Origin of the sequence: Otoolea muris (assembly GCF_943193115.1) — a bacterium.
GTDB classification, from domain to species: domain Bacteria; phylum Bacillota; class Clostridia; order Lachnospirales; family Lachnospiraceae; genus Otoolea; species Otoolea muris.
The window spans coordinates 1-19,393 of the sequence record NZ_CALPCY010000048.1 but is presented as its reverse complement, the minus strand read 5'-3'; the positions used below and the strand labels follow the sequence as shown (position 1 = coordinate 19,393).

At 54.4% G+C, this 19,393-nt stretch carries 14 protein-coding genes and 1 pseudogene; 13 read left to right on the top strand and 2 right to left on the bottom strand.

The annotated features are described in order from the left end of the window. Positions 1 to 16 precede the first annotated feature (16 nt). The 10 genes from NFS31_RS20740 to NFS31_RS20695 all read left to right on the top strand — a co-directional run bounded on the left by NFS31_RS20740 (position 17) and on the right by NFS31_RS20695 (position 12,382). On the top strand, positions 17 to 2,398 hold the full coding sequence (locus NFS31_RS20740; protein ID WP_251499417.1) for a hypothetical protein: 2,382 nt from the start codon (positions 17 to 19) through the stop codon (positions 2,396 to 2,398). Then, the gene (locus NFS31_RS20735) at positions 2,391 to 3,326 is read left to right on the top strand and encodes a glycosyltransferase family 2 protein (protein WP_251499414.1); all 936 of its coding nucleotides are present in this window, start codon (positions 2,391 to 2,393) and stop codon (positions 3,324 to 3,326) included. The genes NFS31_RS20740 and NFS31_RS20735 overlap by 8 nt, the downstream gene beginning before the upstream one ends. Next, positions 3,323 to 4,729, top strand: a complete 1,407-nt coding sequence (locus tag NFS31_RS20730) for a hypothetical protein (protein ID WP_251499412.1) — start codon at positions 3,323 to 3,325, stop codon at positions 4,727 to 4,729. The genes NFS31_RS20735 and NFS31_RS20730 overlap by 4 nt, the downstream gene beginning before the upstream one ends. Positions 4,730 to 4,938: 209 nt before the next feature. Beyond that, positions 4,939 to 5,739, top strand: a complete 801-nt coding sequence (gene rfbF / locus NFS31_RS20725) for a glucose-1-phosphate cytidylyltransferase (RefSeq protein WP_251499408.1) — start codon at positions 4,939 to 4,941, stop codon at positions 5,737 to 5,739. Positions 5,740 to 5,742: 3 nt separating this feature from the next. Continuing rightward, positions 5,743 to 6,801 (top strand): CDP-glucose 4,6-dehydratase, encoded by a 1,059-nt coding sequence (gene rfbG / locus NFS31_RS20720; RefSeq protein WP_251499405.1) that lies wholly within the window; start codon positions 5,743 to 5,745, stop codon positions 6,799 to 6,801. A 14-nt stretch (positions 6,802 to 6,815) separates the two neighbouring features. Then, positions 6,816 to 8,162: a lipopolysaccharide biosynthesis protein RfbH gene (gene rfbH, locus NFS31_RS20715; RefSeq protein ID WP_251499403.1), complete on the top strand. Its 1,347-nt coding sequence runs from the start codon at positions 6,816 to 6,818 to the stop codon at positions 8,160 to 8,162. Beyond that, positions 8,162 to 9,025, top strand: a complete 864-nt coding sequence (locus tag NFS31_RS20710; protein WP_251499400.1) for a LicD family protein — start codon at positions 8,162 to 8,164, stop codon at positions 9,023 to 9,025. The genes rfbH and NFS31_RS20710 overlap by 1 nt, the downstream gene beginning before the upstream one ends. Then, positions 9,022 to 9,987, top strand: a complete 966-nt coding sequence (locus tag NFS31_RS20705; protein ID WP_251499398.1) for a glycosyltransferase family 2 protein — start codon at positions 9,022 to 9,024, stop codon at positions 9,985 to 9,987. Before NFS31_RS20710 ends, NFS31_RS20705 begins: the two co-directional genes overlap by 4 nt. A gap of 13 nt (positions 9,988 to 10,000) precedes the next feature. Beyond that, entirely contained in the window at positions 10,001 to 11,473 is a 1,473-nt protein-coding gene (locus tag NFS31_RS20700; protein WP_251499395.1) for a D-alanyl-D-alanine carboxypeptidase family protein, read from the top strand. A 258-nt stretch (positions 11,474 to 11,731) separates the two neighbouring features. Next, a complete protein-coding gene (locus NFS31_RS20695; protein WP_251499393.1) occupies positions 11,732 to 12,382 on the top strand; it encodes a hypothetical protein in 651 nt (216 codons plus the stop codon). 399 nt (positions 12,383 to 12,781) lie between these two features. Here NFS31_RS20695 and NFS31_RS20690 read toward each other — a convergent pair whose 3' ends face one another. After that, the gene (locus NFS31_RS20690) at positions 12,782 to 13,759 is read right to left on the bottom strand and encodes a zinc dependent phospholipase C family protein (RefSeq protein ID WP_251499391.1); all 978 of its coding nucleotides are present in this window, start codon (positions 13,757 to 13,759) and stop codon (positions 12,782 to 12,784) included. A 172-nt stretch (positions 13,760 to 13,931) separates the two neighbouring features. Between NFS31_RS20690 and NFS31_RS20685 the strand changes: the two genes are divergently transcribed. Then, complete coding sequence (locus NFS31_RS20685; protein WP_251499388.1) at positions 13,932 to 15,302, top strand: alanine/glycine:cation symporter family protein; 1,371 nt, start codon at positions 13,932 to 13,934, stop codon at positions 15,300 to 15,302. A 202-nt stretch (positions 15,303 to 15,504) separates the two neighbouring features. On the opposite strand, the gene NFS31_RS20680 is transcribed toward NFS31_RS20685, so the two are convergent. Beyond that, positions 15,505 to 16,683, bottom strand: coding sequence for a hypothetical protein (locus tag NFS31_RS20680; protein WP_251499386.1), 1,179 nt, complete (start codon positions 16,681 to 16,683; stop codon positions 15,505 to 15,507). A gap of 7 nt (positions 16,684 to 16,690) precedes the next feature. Here NFS31_RS20680 and NFS31_RS20675 point away from each other — a divergent pair. Both NFS31_RS20675 and NFS31_RS20670 read left to right on the top strand, forming a co-directional pair. Then, positions 16,691 to 17,506 (top strand): annotated as a pseudogene (locus tag NFS31_RS20675) (NAD(P)-dependent malic enzyme); the annotation flags it as partial. A 282-nt stretch (positions 17,507 to 17,788) separates the two neighbouring features. Continuing rightward, positions 17,789 to 19,027, top strand: a complete 1,239-nt coding sequence (locus tag NFS31_RS20670) for a dicarboxylate/amino acid:cation symporter (RefSeq protein WP_251499382.1) — start codon at positions 17,789 to 17,791, stop codon at positions 19,025 to 19,027. The last annotated feature ends 366 nt before the right edge of the window (positions 19,028 to 19,393 follow it).

Here is a 19,393-nt window from a genome sequence, read left to right as displayed (position 1 = left end):
GTCTGGGAGGTTTGGTATGAAGCTTTTTAAGGCGCGGGCAGGGGATATCTGCAAAGAAGGCAGTGTTGCCGGGAAAGCGGGGATGCGCCGGGCAGAGCGGGACGGGGAATCCGTGTGGCGGGTGAGCTGCGGCGCGTTTTACGTGTTTTTTGCGTACACGATTTTTATATGGTGCTGCGAGTCTGCGGATCTGGCGTGCTGGCTGGCCGGCGTCCGCCAGGCGACGCTTCTGTCAAGGCTGGCTGCGCTGCTTCTTGCGCTCCTCATCGCGGGAAAGGCGGCCGGGATTCCGAAGCGTGAAAATGTACAGCCGGATCGTTTCTTTGCGCTTGGGTGTATGGCGATCACGCTGTTTTTTGCCGCCAAATCGATCCGGCCGGATATGAGCTATGACACGCAGAACTACCATCTCCTGTCGCAGATACCGGGGTTTGTGGATAATCTGCATTACCATGCGATGCCGGGACGGTTTCAGATGTTCGGCTTCCGCCTGGGCGATCGGATGTTTTACCCGTTCCGCCTTCTCCTGGGGCTGCGGATGGGGACGCTTTTAAATGCGGCGGCCCTGCTTGTGCTCTACCGCCAGGTAACCGTATTTCTGGAATGGTTCGTATCCGGGCCCGGCCCGGGCAGTTCCAGCGCTCTGGCCGCTGCGGGCGAGGGAAAAGGGATGCGCGCGAAATGGGCGTTTTGGAGACGGCCGTCCTTTTTGGCGTTCTTTCTTGTCTGCCGCTTTGAGGTTCTGCAGGAGAGCGGGAGCTATATGGTTGAGCTTGCGGCGCTTCCCTTTTTCTTTGAGATGATCTTCCTTTTGGTGAGAGAAGAGGGGAGGAAGCGGCAGGCGCGCCGGGAGGCTGTGGTGTTCTGCCTGTGCGGCGGGCTTTTGTTCTGCTTAAAGATGACGAATATCGTGTATCTGGCGCCGCTGATCCTGCTGTATCTTTGGAAAATACGCAAAACCGTCTCGCCGGGCCTGTTTGCCGTGTGCCTGGCGGCCGGGGCCGCGCCGGTGTGCATTTATCTGATTTACAACGGGATCACGACCGGAAATCCGGTGTTTCCCTATTATAATACGATCTTTCAATCACCCTATTATTTTGACGCGGACTTTAAGGATCAGAGATGGGGGCCTCAGGGGCTGCGGGAGCTGCTTCTCTGGGCGTACTATATGATCCGCTATCCGGAGTACCGTCTGAGCGAGATTTACAATACCTTTAACGCGGATTTGGCGGTGATTTACCTGGCAGTCCTGGGGACAGGCGCGGCGGTTCTGGCGGCCTGGGCGAAAAGAAAAAAGCTTTTGTACCGGACGGAAGGCGCGATGGCAGCGGTCTTTGTGTGCTCGTTTGCGGCCTGGGCAAAGACCACAGGCCATATCCGGTATTTTATGGCGGGAATCCTGCTGGGAGGCGTTCTGGCCGCATGCTGGTATCTGCGGCTGATGCGCCGGGGCCGGGCGGCGTCGGCAGCGGCGCTTTTGCTGGCTGTTCCGTTCGCGGCGCGTGTGCCAAATGCGGTGCATGCGGTGTGGGAGGGCCGGGAGTGGGCGCTGCGCGTGGAATCCCGTGAGGAGACGCGCAGAAATCTTCCTCTTGTTTTCCGGGATCATCAGTTGTTTTCGGACAGCTTAAAGGAGCGGATTGACGTATTTTTCCTGACCTGGGGGGACTACGGCAGCTATGCGCGGCTGATCGGGGAGGATGTCCCTGTGTATAACCGCTATTCCGTGGTGAGCGAGCTGTCGTCCTTTCAGGAGGCGTATCTGTCGGAAATAGAGGGCTATATGCGCGGGGGGAAAGGGGTTTACGATCTCTTCCCGCAGGGGCGCGGGACGCTGGAGGAATATCTGGAATGGATGAATGACGCCGGATGGTATGTCTGGGATCTGGAGTATGTGGATACCATTTTAAAAGGCCCTCAGTCCTACACGGCAGCCGGGCTGCGCATGGCGGACGGGCAGAAAAACACATGGTATCAGGCCGGTTTTGAGGAGGAACAAGAGAGCGGGGATGGTGAGGACGGGAACCTTATGCAAACCGGCGGGGACGAGGCCGGGGAGAGAGGGGAGCAGGATGTTCTGCGCTTTACAAAATCAGGGGATGCCTGCCGCCTGGAGGCGATCGCCGGGGATCCGGATTACTGGATGCTTCCGTTTCCGTTCGAGATTATCGTCATGGCGGACGACGGAAGACGGGTAAAGGAAGCGGGCGTCATTCCGGTCGGCGCGAAGGAATATGAGCGGGCGGAGGTCATCCTTGATCTGTCCGGGCTCGAGGGGGACATTGAGCTTACGTTTAAGAGCAGCCAGGAGGGGAAGATCGGGATTGTGATTAATCCGGCGCTTTCGCATCCGGACGGCGGGGGATACATTCCAGATGAGGAGGAAAGAAATGGATAAGATCGCGGTATTGATTCCGTGCTATAATGAAAGCCAGACCATAGAACGGGTCATTAAGGACTACCGGGAGGCGCTTCCGGAGGCTGTGATTTATGTATACGACAACAATTCGTCGGACGGGACGGATGAGATTGCGGGGAAGGCGGGGGCGGTTGTGCGGTATGAGTACCGGCAGGGAAAAGGAAATGTGATCCGAAGCATGTTCCGCGAGATTGACGCCGAATGTTATCTGATGATTGACGGCGACGACACCTACCCGGCGGAGAACGCCAGAAGCATGACAGACGCCGTCCTGTCCGGAAAAGCGGATATGGTGATCGGGGATCGGCTGTCCTCTACGTATTTTACGGAAAATAAGCGCCCTTTCCACAATACGGGAAACCGTCTGGTACGCGGGCTGATCAATACGATCTTTGACAGCTCGATACAGGATATCATGACAGGCTACAGGGCCTTTAACTATGAATTTGTCAAGAGCTTTCCCATCCTTTCACAGGGCTTTGAGATTGAGACAGAGATGAGCATCCATGCCCTGGACAAGAATTTTAAGCTCGTGGAAATGCCGGTTACCTACCGGGACCGGCCGGCCGGCAGCGTTTCCAAGCTGAACACGTACCGCGACGGCTTCAGGGTCCTTAAAACCATTGCGAGGCTTTTTCGCGATTACAGGCCGTTTGCCTTTTTCGGCTGGCTGGGGCTTATGTGTTTTTGTGTGGCAAGCGTGATGTTTGTCCCTGTGCTGTCCGGTTATCTGGCCACGGGCCTGGTGCCGAAATTCCCGACGCTGATCGCCTGCTCGGGCCTCTATGTGGTGGCCTTCCTTTTGTGGGCCAGCGGCGTGATCCTGGAGGTGATTGCAAAGAAGCACAGGCAGTTGTTTGAGCTCTATCTGAACCAGATAAGCAGCGATAAGAGGAGATTGGAATGAAGCGCAGAGCGGCGTACCTGATACCGGTATTTACAGGAATCCTGTTATATTTTTTCTACATCCGCGCCGCATCGTCGAATGTGGCATATTCGGATTACATCCGCCTGATCAATTCCTATCTGCCGGATGTGGCAAACCCGGCCAAATTTTTTGTGCCGGATATCCTGACCCGCGTTCCGGTCACTTACCTGGGGCGGATTGTGAATGTGAAGTTATTTCAGTATAATACCTTTTTTGATATGGGGCTGGGCGTGCTGAGCATGGGCGCGGGGGCGGCGGCCCTGGCGCTCTACGGGCTTCGGAAGAGGGAGATCCCCTATGCGTGGTATCTTCTGTGCCTGTTTGTGTATTTCAGCCTCAATAAATGGGAGATGACGACAAACGGGACGGGCTGGGTCTGCTTTTTATCCATATCGGGATTTATGCTGCACTATGCGGTCCTGGATCACGCGGCGGCGACGGGCTGCGCATCGGGATGGGATCGCGCGCTCTGCGCGGCCCTTCCGCCGGTTCTGACGCTCTTTATAGCGGGGCCTTACTGCGGAAGCTACAGCGTGATTCTGATATTGGCCTATGGGACGCTTCTGGCAGCGGATTATAAGAGGGAAGGAAGATGGAACCGGATCTGGCTGTCCGGTCTTGCCGCCACGCTTGCCGCGCTCCTTCTCTATCTGTGGAGCAGCTCGCAGGCGGTCTATGTCCACAGGGGGGCCGTGGGGGGAAGTATTGTGGAAACCTTTGTTTCCCGGCCGTGGTTTTTCGTGTCGTTTCTGCTAAAGGCCCTTGCCTCCGCCGTGGTGGGCGTGGCGCAGCTTGAGGCCCTTGGGCAAAAAGGGGGCTTTATCGGGAGCGAGGCGTTTGTGTGGCTTTTGGGGGCGGCTGTGGCGGGTATGTACCTGTATGCGCTCTGCTTAAATATCCGGCATTCGCTTTATAAGAAGACCGTGTTTCCCCTGCTCCTGATACTGAACGGGGGACTGAACCATCTTCTGATCCTGTCCGCGAGATGGATTTTTTTAAACGATTCCTACGGGATGTCGTCGCGCTATGAACTCCAGTACCAGATGGGGATTCTGGGCATCCTCCTGACCTTTGCGCTGGCCGCCAGGGCAAAGCGGCGGACGGAGAGCGGAGTGAAGGCGTCCGCCCGGTTTCTTCGCTCACTGGCCGCGCCGGCGCTCTGCAGCCTGGCTATCCTGGCGGGGAATGCGTGGACTACGGCGCAGGAAATTAAGACCGCGCCGTTTCGGAAGGCGTATCTGGCGGTTTCCAGAGAGCTGGCGCTTAAATACAGGACCGCGTCGGACGAGGATCTGGAAATGTACCTGCACAGCAGCGCGGACGCCATCCGAAGCGCCATGCGGATTCTCGAGGAAAATGAGCTGAATATATTTAAAAAATGACATGATGCCAGGGTCAAAAGGTCATGTATGACATGCTTGCATGTCGATACATGACTTTGGGACCCGCAAAAACATGAAAAAGCAGCCCGACAGGGCGGATTTTGAATGTTTTTAGGATTGCGGGAGCATGAAATGCAGAGCAATCCGCAGGCATCAGGGGTCAAAAGACCTTTTGACCCCAACATCATGATATAAGGAGGAAAGGCTTGATGAAGGTGGTTATACTGGCAGGCGGATTCGGGACAAGGATCAGCGAGGAGAGCCATTTGAAGCCAAAGCCGATGATTGAGATCGGGGAACAGCCGATTCTGTGGCACATCATGAAGTATTACGCGGAATTCGGCTGCTGTGACTTTATTATCTGCCTAGGCTATAAGCAGTATGTGGTAAAAGAATATTTCGCGGATTATTTCCTGCATACCTCGGACGTGACCTTTGATCTGGCGAAGAACCGGATGGAGGTCCATGCGAATAAAACGGAGCCGTGGCGGGTTACGCTGGTTGACACGGGCTTAAATACCATGACAGGCGGCCGCATTAAGCGCGTGCAGGACTATATCGGGGACGAAACCTTCCTCCTGACTTACGGGGACGGTGTTTCCGACGTGGATATTAAGGCCCTGGTAGAATTTCACAGAGGCCACGGCCGGACGGCGACGATCACAGGAGTCAATATCGGCCAGCGCTTTGGGGTGCTTAAGGCGGCCCCGGACGGTTCGATCCGGGAATTCAGGGAGAAGAACGACGACGACGGCAAGATTGTCAACGGGGGTTTTATGGTCATGGAGCCGCATGTATTTGACTATATAAACGGGGACGGGACGGTGTTTGAAAAGGAGCCGCTGGAGAATCTGGCAAAGGACGGGGAGCTGATGGTGTACCGCCACGACGGCTTCTGGAAATGCATGGACACGCAGCGCGACCGGATGCAGCTTGAGGATCTGTGGCGGGAGGGGCGCGCGCCGTGGCGGATCTGGGACAGAGCGGGTGCGCGGGGAAAGGGAATATAAGGCATGGATTTATTGGATTATTACAGGGGAAAGCGGGTGCTGGTAACGGGCCATACAGGCTTTAAGGGCTCATGGCTGACGAGGATTCTGACGCTTGCGGGCGCTGCGGTCACGGGCTACAGCCTGGAGCCGTCTGAGGATCCCGCGCTGTTTCATCTGCTGAGGCTTGGCGAGACGATGGATCACCGGCGCGGCGATATCACCGACCTGGATCACTTAATGCAGGTGTTTGAGGAGATACGGCCCGAGATCGTATTTCACCTGGCGGCGCAGCCGATTGTGCGGGAGTCATACCGGGATCCGGTCTATACGTATGAGACGAACGTGATGGGAACCGTACATGTCCTGGAGTGTATCCGCTGTCACCCGTCCGTCTACTCCTTTGTGAATGTCACGACTGATAAGGTGTACGCAAACCGGGAATGGGAGTACGGCTACCGGGAGACGGACCGGCTGGACGGCTATGATCCGTACTCCAACAGTAAATCGTGTTCGGAGCTTGTGACGCACAGCTACCGGCAGTCCTTTCTGGATGAGCAGGGCTGCGCGGTCTCGACCTGCCGGGCCGGCAATGTGATCGGCGGCGGGGATTTTGCGCACGACCGGATTATACCGGACTGTGTGCGGGCCGCGGCGGCGGGGGAGCCGGTTATTGTGCGCAATCCCCGGTCTGTCAGGCCATTCCAGCATGTGCTGGAGCCGCTGTATGTCTATCTCCTTGTTGCAAAGGAGCAGGCAGAGAGGGCGGAATGCGCGGGGAATTATAATGTGGGGCCGGACGAGATGGATTGTGTGTGTACAGGCCGTCTTGCGGAGCTGTTCTGTGAGAAATGGGGCGGGGGGATTTCGTGGACGGAGAAGGGCGACGGCGGCCCCCATGAGGCCGGATTTTTAAAGCTTGACTGCTCGAAAATTAAGAGCGTGTTTGGCTGGAAGCCGCTGTACCACATTGAGGAGGCGCTTGAAAAAACCGTGGAATGGTCAAAGGCATGGCTTGGCGGGGCGGATATGCGCTCCGTGACGGACCGGCAGATCCGGGAGTTTTTTGACAGCCGTTCTTGAGAGGAGGAAAGAGGATGTCTGAAGAGATAAATGCAAAAAAAGAGGAGGCGCGCCGCCGGATCCTCGGCCTTGTGGCCGATTATTGTGAAACGTATCACAATCAGCGCGCGCCGTTTCAGGAGGGACAGCGGATCCCGTACGCCTCGCGCGTGTATGACAGCCGGGAAATGGTCAATCTGGTTGACAGCGCCCTGGAGTTCTGGCTGACCTCCGGGCGGTATACAGAGCAGTTTGAGGAGCAGCTTTCCGCGTATCTGGGCGTCCGCTTCTGCTCTCTGGTCAATTCCGGATCGTCCGCGAACCTGGCCGCCTTTATGGCGCTGACATCGCCGCTTCTGGGCGGTCGCCGCATCCGGCGGGGGGACGAGGTGATCACCGTGGCGGCCGGATTTCCGACCACGGTAACGCCCATGATCCAGTACGGGGCGGTTCCGGTCTTTGTGGATGTGACGATCCCGCAGTATAATATCGATGTGGAACGCCTTGAGGAGGCGCGCTCGGAAAAGACGAAGGCCGTCATGCTCGCCCATACCCTGGGAAATCCGTTTAATCTGGAGGCGGTGAAGGAATTCTGCAGCCGGTGGAACTTATGGCTTGTGGAGGACAACTGCGACGCCCTTGGAAGCCGCTATACGATAAACGGAGAGACGAAGTTTACCGGGACGATCGGCGATATCGGGACTTCCAGCTTCTACCCGCCGCATCATATGACCATGGGAGAGGGCGGGGCGGTGTATACGGACAATCCGCTGCTTCACAAGATCATACGATCTTTCCGCGACTGGGGCCGCGACTGCTCGTGCCCGTCCGGCTGCGACAACCTCTGCGGCCACCGCTTTGACCGCCAGTACGGAGAGCTGCCGCTGGGGTATGACCACAAGTATGTATACTCGCATTTTGGCTATAATCTGAAGGCTACGGATATGCAGGCCGCCATCGGCTGCGCCCAGCTTGAAAAGCTCCCGTCCTTTGCGGCGCGCAGGAAGGAAAATTTTGCCCGCTTAAAGGCCGGGCTGGCCGGGACGGAGGAGAGCTATATCCTGCCCGGGGTGTGCGAAAAGTCCGATCCGAGCTGGTTCGGCTTTCTGATCACCTGCCGCAGGGGCGTGGATCGGAACCGCGTGGTGCAGTATGCGGAGCAAAAGGGCGTCCAGACGAGAATGCTGTTCGCCGGAAACCTGTTAAAACACCCGTGCTTTGACGAAATGCGCCGGACCGGCGAGGGGTACAGGGTAGTGGGAAGCTTAGAGCAGACCGATCGGATCATGCGCGACAGCTTCTGGGTCGGCGTTTATCCGGGCATGACGGATGAGATGACGGATTATATGGCGAAGATATTGAAAGAGGCGTGTCAGATATAATGGAAGGGAAAAAACAGGATCTCGCCAGGGTACATGAGGCGAATCTGAAGGTTTTAAAAGAGATCGACCGCATATGCCGCAAACATCACATCAAGTATATGCTTGATTCCGGGACGCTTCTGGGCGCGGTGCGCCATAAGGGGTTTATCCCGTGGGATGATGATGCGGATGTGGCCTTTACAAGGCCCAATTTCGAGAGGTTCATGGACGTGGCGCAGGCTGAGCTGCCGGAGGGGATGTCTCTCCTTCGCCCAGAGGATTTCCGGTCAGGCCGCGCGTTCTACGATTTTACCCCGCGTATCATCTACGAGCACAGCCGGGTTCACCGGGATAGTGAGGAGATGCGCTTTTATGAGGGAAAGTTGAACCACATCTGGGTGGATCTGTTCATTCTCGACCGTCTGCCGGATAAGGACTGGCAGGCAGAGTGGACAAGACTTTTGCAGAAGATTATTTACGGGATGGCCATGGCGCACCGGTATAAGCTGGACTTTGCCAAATACAGCCTGCCGGATAAGCTGCGGGTGGGCGCGCTGGCGGCCGTGGGGCATCTGGCGCCTATGCGCCTGCTGTTTCAATTGCAGCGCCGCGTTTCGGTAAAGGATCAGGATAAAAAGACAGCGAGATGGTATTACAGCAATTACCAGCCGGACTATTTATATGTGACAACCGAGGGGAGCTGGTGCGAGGAAGTGGCGGAGCTCCCGTTTGAGGATACGCATTTTATGGTTCCGGCGGGCTATGATCCCATGCTTCTCATTCTCTACGGGGAATACATGTGGTATCCGCCTGAGGAGAAGCAGAGGCCGTCCCATTCTACAATCGAGATTGAGGTGTTTGAAAGCGGGGCGGACGGCGTATGAAGCAGATTTCGATTGTAATATCCGTCTATAATGAGGAGGAAGCGCTGGAGCAGTTTTATCAGGAGGCAAAGCCGGTCTTCGACGCGCTTTCGTGGGATTATGAGCTGATTTTTGTAAACGACGGGAGCACGGACCGCTCCGGCCGGATTCTGGATGAGTTTACAAAGCGGGATAATAAGGCGCGGGCAATCCATTTTTCCAGAAACTTCGGGCACGAGGCGGCCATGACGGCCGGACTTGACTACAGCAGCGGGGACGGAATCGTGTGCATGGACGCGGATCTGCAGCATCCGCCTCAGTGCGTGGCCAAAATCATTGAGAAATTTGAGGAGGGCTATGAGGTAATCAGCATGGTGCGGACCAGAAACCAGTCGGCCGGGCTTGTGAAAAATATCACATCGGCTGCATTTTACCGCCTGATCAATACGATTTCCGATGTAAAGCTGGAGCCGAACGCGTCCGACTTCTTTGCGCTTACAGCCAATGCGGCGGCGGTGCTTAAGAGCAGCTACCGGGAAAAGGTGCGCTTCCTGCGCGGCTATGTCCAGAATATCGGCTTTCGCTATACGACGCTGGAATACGAGGCCAGTCCCCGTGTGGCGGGCGAGAGCAAGTACAGCATACGCAAGCTGTTCCGCTTTTCGGTCAATACGATCCTCTGCTTTTCGGATCTGCCGCTGAAGCTGGGCATCTATTCCGGGATTCTGGTGGGCTTCCTGGGGCTTCTCGTCATGCTGGAGACGGTGTACGAGTGGGCGGTGAAGGGGACGCCGAACGGGTATGCGACCATCGTGGTCCTGCTGTGCTTCATGTTTGCCATGCTGTTTATTGTCGTGGGAATCATTGGAGAGTACATTTCCATCCTGTTTACGGAGCTGAAGGACAGGCCGATCTATATCGTTGGCAGGACAGAAAACTTCGGGAGCGGTTCAGACAAACGTGTGTTTGATACAGAAAGGTGATAAGAGGAGCAAAATGAAAAAGATAATCAGTATACTTTTAAGCTTTATCCTGGCAGTCTTCAGTCCTGCCATGACGGTTCTGGCGCGGCCGGACTGGCCGGCTGACACGGGGATCGAGTCCGAAGCAGGGATTGTGGTGGATGTGGATTCCGGGACGGTTCTGTACGGGCAGAATATCCGCGTTAAGAAGTCGCCGGCAAGCATCACAAAAGTGCTGACCGCGCTGGTGGCGATTGAAAACGGAAACCTGGACGATACGGTGACCTTTACAGCAGACGCCATGAACAACGTGGAATCAGACAGCGGAAATAAAAATAATATGGCAGAAGGCGATCAGATGACCCTGCGGGACGCTCTCTATTTCATGCTTCTGACCTCGTCCAACCAGGCTGCAAACGCCATTGCAGAGCATGTGGGGGGAAGCCAGGAAGAGTTTATAGCGATGATGAACCAGAGGGCAGAAGAGCTGGGATGCGTGGACAGTCATTTTGTGAATCCGTCAGGACTGTACGACGAAGAACAGATGACCACTGTATATGATATGGCGCTGATCGGGATCGCCGCGTATTCCAACCCGGTTATGCTGGAGATAAGCCAGACCAAAAACTGCCGGATGCCGGCCACGGCCAATAATCCCGAAGGCTTTTCGATCTATCAGGAGCACAGGATGCTCGATCCGTCGCGGGAAGAGTATTATGTATACGCGTTAGCGGGAAAAACGGGATATACCGAACTTTCCGGGCAGACGCTTATCACCTATGCGGTCAAAGAGAACCGGCGTCTTGTCGCCGTGACGATGAAGAGCACGCAGTTTACACACTATAAGGACACCACGGCCCTCTTAAATTTCGGGTTTAATTCCTTTCACAATCTGAACATCGCGGAGAATGAGGCGGCCTACATATCAGGCGAAACCCCGGTGGAGATTGGGGGGACGGAGTACGCCCCTTCGGATCTGTCGATCGACCCCGAAGCTGTGATCACGGTTCCTGAAAACGCCTCCTTTGGGGATGCTGAGAAAGAGGTGGTTACGGATTTCTCAGAGGATCATCCGGACGGCGCGGCCGCCCTCCTGCAATATACATACAATGACAGGCGGATCGGGAGCGTATGGCTTGTCAGCGCTTCCAAAGCGCAGCAGGAGCAGGCTGACGCAGAGGCGGCCACGGCTGTTTCTTCTGAGGAAAGCGGGGCCTCTGAGACGGGAGATGCGGAGCCGCCGGACGGAAATAAACGGGGCCTTGGCATATCCGGCGGCCAGATTTTACTCGGGGCCGGGCTCGTATTATCCGCTGTGCTGATCGGAAGCGGGGTATTCCTGTTAAAGCGCAAGCGGGACGCGGACCGCAGGATGATGGAGGAACGCAGGATGCGCAGGCGGGAGCGCTTAAAAGAGATCGGCTGCACCCAGGAAGAATTCGAGCGGATGCTGGAGGAGCGCACAAGGCGTCAGGACAGGCCGCAGAGAGACAGACGGGAAGAATAATGGTAAAGAGGAGCAGGGCGGCGGCTGTTTTCGGATCCTCCGCCCGGCCGGCCGCAGGCATGGCAGAGCGCGGGGAAGCGCAGCCGCCCGGGAAACCACAGTTTTTACGAAAAATGGCTTAATAAATACGTAATATATACCCGCTGAAAGGGGCATAATATTTGAGAAATATGAAGATTTTGTGAATTTTTTTAAAATGACTACAAATTCATAAAAGTATATTATATAATAGCCATGCGATACAAGGAGGTATACTTAATGAGAAAACTTTTTTTGTTGATTGCATGCATGGTGTTTCTGAGCGGCTGCACCCAGAGCAATATCGTTCAGCCGGATTCGGAGACAAAAATTGCGGATCCCGATTTTGATGTTCGGGAGGGGATTGAGATTGACTGGACGCAGGTAAGCACGGATGCGGAGGAGAATTTTGAGGATCAGAATGCCTTCCCGTACGCCAGAAACTTCCAATTCTATCTGGAACCCAACAAAAAAGAGATTATGCTGATGTGGGTGGTGGCAGATGATCTGCCGGGCGATGAAATTCTTCATTACGCAGAGGACTTGATTAAGGGTTTTAATGATACGGTTGCGACGCAGGATTTCTCGATTGAGAGATCGACCAAGAACTCTTATGGCGGGCTCTGGAAGAATTACAGCCTTTCCTTCAGCATCGTTCCGGAGAGCAGCCAGGATGACGAGGAGAGCTGGTTTATGAGCGCCAGCTTTGGCGCGGGGGTTGAATTTGTCCTTCCGGATGCAAGAGAGCTCCAGAACCGGATCAATGCCGCGGAAGAAGGCGGCGGAGCAGTGGACGAGCCGGAAGAGGAAGACGATGAGGCGGCTGACGATGCCGGACAGGCAGACGGCGCTGAGCCGGCGGAAGAAGGCGGCGAAGCGGCCGCAGAGTAAGAAAACCGTATTTTGCGCAGGAAATCATTATAATTACTCAAATAAAAAGACAGATTGGAGGTATTGCTTACTTACATCTGTCTTTTTTGCGGGGATCAGGCAGGCGCTTCTTTCCAGCCTGCCTATCTATGCGATTCCAGAGGCCGCAATGGAGGATGCTCTGATGGTTCGCGGCGCCTGTCCACGACGAAATATCCGCTGATACTGGCATTTCGGGCGCTGGCGGCAGGCCGGGGCTGTGAATATATTCTTGGCCGGATTGCGGCTGAAAAAATGCGTAACGGTTCAGACGGGTCTGCGCGCTTGCCGCGGTGATTGTACGAAAACGCGGCAGCAGGCATTGACATCCATGAGGCGCTGCCAGGGACATTCGGGGCAGGCAGTTGTACCATAGCAATCTTATGAAACAGGAAGCCCGCTGTGATAGGAGTAATTTCCCAGCTCATTTAAAAGGAGGGGCAGCGCAGTTTCCCTATCGGATGATCCGCCTGTAATACAGCAGTTTAAGAGATGATAAACGCTGCTGCATTTTGCCAGGGTCTGTCTGAACAGATCGACAAAGGAGGCTGTGGAGGCGATGGAGCGCTTCCAGGGGTTGCACCACACCTCATGCTCTAAGTTGCAGCTTTTCCGGTAATCGGTGATCGTATCCGTGACCAGCTTGGCCGAGGCCACAGGATGGCGGATAAAGATGGATTCCACAAGCTCGATGCTGTACTTTTTCTTTCCCGATTTGTCGGCCAGGGTGCGGCAGCCGAAGCGCAGGGCCCAGATAGAGCGGTGGACCATGGCCGGAGTTACGCGAAAATTGTTCCAGTAAGTAATAGGATAGTAGGTTTCATTGATGCAGTCAGCCAGGAAATTGGAGATAAACTGAAGCTCCTGGCCGTTTAAGCAGATAGTGGCCGTCTGGTTGAATTCAGACGGCTTTTTCTTTTTGTATTTCCACAAAAGGATAGCGTCCAGTTCATTCTCCAGGGCCGCGTGCATGCCGTGGTGCATGGCGGTCGGTTCCGAAGTATCATAGCCGATCCGCCCGTAGATAAACGGATGGCAGATGGAATCCGCGATATAATGGTTGATAAAGCCGGCCAGGAAGGATACGGCCTGTTCGCGCCGCTGCCTGGACGAAATCTGGCTGATATGGCGCAGGCAGTTTTCAAAAAAGGAATTGACATGGTACTCGTGCATGTAAGAGCCCACATTGCGGTAGTCGCGGTGGCGCAGGATGGGAATGTTGTAAAAAAACATATCAGGGCCCTGCAGCCCGAGCTGGTAGAGCCAGCGGTATTTGGCCACAATGTGTTTGAGCGCGGAATTGGGCATGTCATTGTATGCTTTCATGCCGAAGATATAATGAGTAGTGAAGCCTGGCATGGGATACCTTCTTTCTGTGGATATTCGCACGGTTTGTGTGGAAATATTATATCATACTTTCCGTCATATATGAATGGGAGCGGGAATAAAAGATAGTAATAAATAATGGAATACGGAAGCTGCAGTCCGGCCGTCTGCCGCGGCCGGATCGCAGCATGCCTGGGGCCTTTCTATGATTCGTGCGATTCATGACGCAGTATGGGGAAGCTGGCTTCTGGCGCTGTTTCTGGGAGCGGGGATATGTTTCACGATCCGGCTGCGCGGATTTCAGGCGCTCTCTGTCAGAGGCTGGTGGGGCGAGACCGCGGGGGTTCTTTTAAAAGGGGGAGACGGCGCGCGCGGCCAGCTCTCAACGGTCTGTACGGCGCTGGCGGCTACGGTGGGGACAGGAAATATCGCGGGAGTCGCTACGGCGCTGGCGGCCGGGGGGCCGGGTGCGGTGTTCTGGATGTGGGCCGCCGCTTTTCTGGGGATGGCGACTGCCTATGCGGAGACATACTTAGGGCTTTGCTTTCGCAGGAAAAGGGCGGACGGATCGTATCTGTGCGGCCCCTTTGTCTATCTGGAAGAGGGGTTTAAAAGCCGTGCGCCGGGGAGCGTATACGCCTTTTTCTGTGTGGTGGCATCGCTCGGAATGGGAAGTATGGTCCAGGCGAATTCCATCTCTGAAAGCGCCGCCTGCGCATTTTCCCTGCCGCCATTTTGGGCGGGGGCGTTTGTGACAGCGTTTGTGATGGCCGTCATTTTTGGAGGGATACGCCGGATCTCGGATCTGGCCGCGCGGCTTGTGCCGTTTTCGGCGGGGCTTTATATGGCGCTGTGCCTGACCGTGATTCTGGGGTATTACGACCGGGTTCCGGCGGCTCTGGGGGAAATTTTTACCAGCGCATTCCGGCCGGAGAGCGCCGCGGGCGGCGTTCTGGGGTATGGGATGAAACATGCGATCCGGTTCGGCGTGGCCCGGGGCGTATTTTCCAATGAAGCGGGCCTGGGGAGCCTGGCGGTGCTGCACGGCTCGGCCGGGGAAGACGCCTCTCCCAGGCAGCAGGGGCTATGGGCCGTGTTCGAGGTGTTTTTTGACACGATTGTAAGCTGTACCCTGACCGCCCTGGCCGTGCTCTGCGTGTCAGGCGGCGGACGGGGCTTACATGCGGGGAGCGGTATGGATGGGAGCGCGATGGTTACAGCGTGCTTTTCCCATTGCTTCGGGACGATTGGGGGATGGCTTACAGCCCTTTCCATGAGCCTGTTTGCGTTTGCTACGATTATAGCATGGTTTTACTTAGGGCAGCAGGCCGTGTGCTATCTGGCCGGAGACGGCCGCTTTGTCCGGGCGGCCTGTCTGCTCTACGGCTCTCTGTATCTCTGCGCCGTATTCTTTGGGTGCGTGTCCAGGATGGAGCTGGTGTGGCAGCTCTCCGATATCTTCAACGGCCTGATGGCGGCCCCGAACCTCCTGGGGCTTCTCATCCTGTCAGGCCGGGTGGAAAAGCCCTACAGGAACGGCCTGCAGACAGAAAAGAAAAAGCCTCTCCAGCAGTGAGAGGCTTTTTCTTTTCTAGGGAGGAGAGCTGATCGAATCAGCTCAGTATTATGAAAAAAATCTTGTAAGCAATGTTTCTTGCGATGATTAAAGTATAGAATGAAATCGTGAAGAAATCATGATGGTAATGTAAACGGTTTTTTAAAGATTTATGAATGGAATGTGAACGGTAAAGCAGGCCGCGCAGAGGGCGGGATAGTTTTCAATTACGCTCCGGAGCGGGAATATCCGGCAATCCTTTATTCTCCTCTGTCACATCCAGTAAAATCTGGTACACTTTGCTGGGCCGTCCCTTCGTATTATTCTGCCTGGAATACAGCACTCTGGCGAGATTGCATTTAACCAGGGCGGCTACGAAACGGTTGGCGCTGCGGATCGTGATATGGAGGATCCGGGATAATTCCTGTGTGGTAACCTCCTCCGTTCCGATAAGCCGGAGCGCTGCAATCAGCTTCTGGATAGTCAGAGTGGAGAGACCGGACATATCGGAAACCTCGCGGACATAAGGAGAAATTTCACTGCTAATCGACAGCTCCGCATGACCATCGGACAGCGCCGCCAGCACCCGGTTTTCATCCTTCAGATAACTTACCCGTCCCAGGGCAATTTTGGACTCCCTGGACGCGTCCACAGCCGCCGCCTCAGCCTGTGCCAGATCCGTACCGATCCCATAACCGATGTAAACCTTGAACCCGCCGTGCTGCTCGAAATATTCCTTTAGCAGGCAGACAGTCATGCCAGCGGTAATCCGTTCCACGGTTTTATGATTTGTGGAAATCCGAAATCCCAGATGCGTTTCGTGAACGATAAAATCACAGAGATATTTTTTATTAAACGCTGTAATGAGCCGCTCCATCGCCTCATACCGATCCTGAAATACGCGCACCGGATCTTCGGAAACGGGCAGCAGAATATCAATAGCCGCCGGCAGATTATTGCGCAGACGCAGCACAAGAATCTCCTGAATCAACTGCTGGAACCCACTGCGCATATCTTCAATACTGAACGGTATATAGGTACATTCCACGCCTTCCGCTAAAATCTGGGGCATAATCGGACTCATCCGGGAAAGAGAATACTTGATTTTTCCTGATTTCCAGAGCCGTATATGCTTTTCCAGTTTCCTTTGCGTCATCGCCTGTATATCCTCCGGAGACAGGCTGTCAATATACCGGTTATTCTCATCCAGCCACTCTCTGAAGGTTCCTTTCTTCAGATATTCAATCAGGGAGCTCTCCTGATCCGGACAGAGATAATCGCAGAAATCAAAATAACCCTGTTCAAAATTCCAGTCCTGATACTTATATGCCATCTCAAAAAAGGCCCGGTAATAATTGCTTTCCGTACAGAGAAAGAACGTCAGGGGTTTACAGTCCGGCACACTCTTCCTTGCTCCCGTCTTTGGCGGTATTAATTTAGAGGATATTTCCTCCCCCAGATGCTTCGAGATCGAATCCCGTCTCGAAAAGGAACTGGATATCCCGGTTTTTCATGATGATCAGCACGGCACCGCGGTCGTGGTTACCGCCGGATTGATGAATGCAGTAAAACTGACCGGAAAGAAATTATCGGACTTAAAGGTTATATTAAATGGGCCGGGCGCTGCCGGAACTGCCATCATCAGGATGCTGTCCTTCGCCGGTGTGAAAAATATTATCGCATGCGATGAATTCGGCATTCTGTATGCGGACAGAACGGATGGCATGGAAGAGCACAAAAAGCAGCTCTGCACATTCACAAACAAAGAGGATCTCCGCGGAAATCTGGCGGATGCGCTGGTTGGCGCCGACGTCTTTATCGGCGTTTCCGTTGCAGGCGCTCTAAAACCGGAAATGATCAAAACAATGGCCCAGGATCCCATTGTTTTCGCCATGGCCAATCCGGAACCGGAGATCACGTATGAAGCAGCCAAAGCAGCCGGCGTCCGTATCCTGGGAACGGGAAGAAGCGATTACCCCAATCAGATTAACAACGTCCTTGCTTTCCCGGGAATCTTCCGCGGCGCGCTGGACGCAAGGGCAAGAGATATTAACTATGATATGAAATTCGCCGCCGCGAAGGCAATCGCATCACTGATCACAGATGATAAGCTTACAGCAGACAATATCATTCCTTCCGCCTTTAATCCGGATGTCGCGGCATGCGTTGCCGCCGCCGTGAAACAAGCGGCGGTGGAAAGCGGAGCAGCCCGTCTGCTTTGCTGATTTCCAGGGGAAAAAAGGAAATGCCGGAACAGGTAAAGAAGAGGCTCCATCTGGCGCAATTAGGGCAGTTGTATGAGAAACATCCGCCAGGAGCGTCCAAGGCTTGCTTCATCCGAATTATTTTGCTATAATCACCCGTATATTCTTAACATCTGCAAAAGGCCATGCTTTTTGCCACTTATGACGGCGCAGTAACTGTCAGGACAATGGATTCTGCGTACAAGAGAAAAAAGGAGGACGGATCTGCTCCGCGAAGTGTCCGCTGTTTAGAATTGAGGTGAAATGCTTATGAAAAAGAAAGTAAGTCTGCCTGTCCAGATTGTGATTGCGCTGATTGCCGGCATTCTTGTTGGCCTGGCCTGTTACTTTACCGGCGCCGTGAGCCTTGCGTCCGGCTATCTGAAGCCATTTGGCGATATTTTTGTCAATCTGCTCAAGTTCATCGTGGTCCCTGTTGTGCTGTTATCCATGATTGACGGGATTCTCTCCATGGGCGATATGAGGAAGGTCGGCTCTGTGGGCTGGAAGACGGTAGCGTATTTTTTGTGTACGACTGCCATTGCCTGCGTCATCGGCCTGGTTCTCGCAAATATCTTTGACAACGCCGGCCTGTTCCCAACCCTTGTGCTGGAGGAGGGCGCGGTCTGGGAAAAGGCGACCTCCGCTAATTTTATGGACACGCTTGTAGCGATTTTCCCGTCCAACATGTGGGATGCGTTTGTAAAGGCTAATATGCTCCAGGTCATCGTGATCGCCCTGCTTCTCGGCGGTTCCATCATGGCGGCAGGCGAAAATGGCCGGATGTGCCGGGAGTTTGTGTCCTCCGCGTATGCGGTGATTGAGAAGATGATGGGATTTATCATCAGCCTGTCCCCGATCGGTGTGTTTACCATGATGGCCTGGGTGGTGGCCACGCAGGGGGCCGGCATCCTGGGCTCCCTGGCGCTGGTGCTTTTGTGCGCCTATATCGGATACGCGGCGCATGCCATTCTGGTGTATTCCATGTCTGCCAGGATATTTGCAGGCATGAGCCCTGTCCGTTTCTTTAAGGGGGCGTTCGCGGCTATGATATTTGGCTTTACCTCAGCCTCATCCGCCGCCACCCTGCCGGTTTCCAGGGAGTGCGCGGATGAGCTGGGAGCGGACGGCGAGATTTCCTCCTTTGTCCTGCCCCTGGGATCTACGATCAACATGGACGGCACAGCTATTTACCAGTGTGTGGCAACGATCTTCCTGGCTTCCTGCGCCGGCGTTCATCTGAGCCTTGGCCAGATGGTGACGATCGTCGTAACCGCTACGCTGGCCTCGATCGGCACGGCCGGCGTCTCCGGAGCAGGCACGATCATGCTGGCTATGGTGCTGACTGCAATGGGAATTGATGTAAATCTGATTATGATTATCTATGGCGTAGATCGCCTGTTTGACATGGGACGGACCTGCCTGAATATCACCGGAGATATTTCCTGCGCGGTCTGCGTAAGCAAGTGGGAATCCGGAAAATCCGGGGGCTCCCGCAGATAGAGATGGCGTGATCGCGGCTGTTTTGGGAAGCAGGAGATTTATAAATGAAGGATACTTGACTGATACCAGATTAGGATAAAAATTTTATAAAAAAGGCATATTGAAAAACATTTTTGCATATGCTATAATGCCAGTAGGCAAAAAGAAATGAAAAGTCCACGTTGACGAAAGAACGAATCCCTAAACTGTATTGCAGTACAGTTTAGGGATTCTTCTTTACTTTTACCTTAATCCGTGAAGCTTAATTATTATTCCATTCTATAATCGCTTTGTTTATGCGGCCTTCCGATATTTTTTTAAGATGAAATAATATCACCCATTTGGTGATGTTTTCTGATACAATACTCCATAAGAATACTATGGAGG

What these genes read in the sequence shown, in the direction of transcription:
- NFS31_RS20740 (WP_251499417.1), top strand. Translation starts at nt 17, where the DNA reads ATGAAGCTTTTTAAGGCGCGGGCAGGGGATATCTGCAAAGAAGGCAGT.
- NFS31_RS20735 (WP_251499414.1), top strand. Translation starts at nt 2,391, where the DNA reads ATGGATAAGATCGCGGTATTGATTCCGTGCTATAATGAAAGCCAGACC.
- NFS31_RS20730 (WP_251499412.1), top strand. Translation starts at nt 3,323, where the DNA reads ATGAAGCGCAGAGCGGCGTACCTGATACCGGTATTTACAGGAATCCTG.
- rfbF (WP_251499408.1), top strand. Translation starts at nt 4,939, where the DNA reads ATGAAGGTGGTTATACTGGCAGGCGGATTCGGGACAAGGATCAGCGAG.
- rfbG (WP_251499405.1), top strand. Translation starts at nt 5,743, where the DNA reads ATGGATTTATTGGATTATTACAGGGGAAAGCGGGTGCTGGTAACGGGC.
- rfbH (WP_251499403.1), top strand. Translation starts at nt 6,816, where the DNA reads ATGTCTGAAGAGATAAATGCAAAAAAAGAGGAGGCGCGCCGCCGGATC.
- NFS31_RS20710 (WP_251499400.1), top strand. Translation starts at nt 8,162, where the DNA reads ATGGAAGGGAAAAAACAGGATCTCGCCAGGGTACATGAGGCGAATCTG.
- NFS31_RS20705 (WP_251499398.1), top strand. Translation starts at nt 9,022, where the DNA reads ATGAAGCAGATTTCGATTGTAATATCCGTCTATAATGAGGAGGAAGCG.
- NFS31_RS20700 (WP_251499395.1), top strand. Translation starts at nt 10,001, where the DNA reads ATGAAAAAGATAATCAGTATACTTTTAAGCTTTATCCTGGCAGTCTTC.
- NFS31_RS20695 (WP_251499393.1), top strand. Translation starts at nt 11,732, where the DNA reads ATGAGAAAACTTTTTTTGTTGATTGCATGCATGGTGTTTCTGAGCGGC.
- NFS31_RS20690 (WP_251499391.1), bottom strand. Translation starts at nt 13,759, where the DNA reads ATGCCAGGCTTCACTACTCATTATATCTTCGGCATGAAAGCATACAAT.
- NFS31_RS20685 (WP_251499388.1), top strand. Translation starts at nt 13,932, where the DNA reads ATGATTCGTGCGATTCATGACGCAGTATGGGGAAGCTGGCTTCTGGCG.
- NFS31_RS20670 (WP_251499382.1), top strand. Translation starts at nt 17,789, where the DNA reads ATGCTTATGAAAAAGAAAGTAAGTCTGCCTGTCCAGATTGTGATTGCG.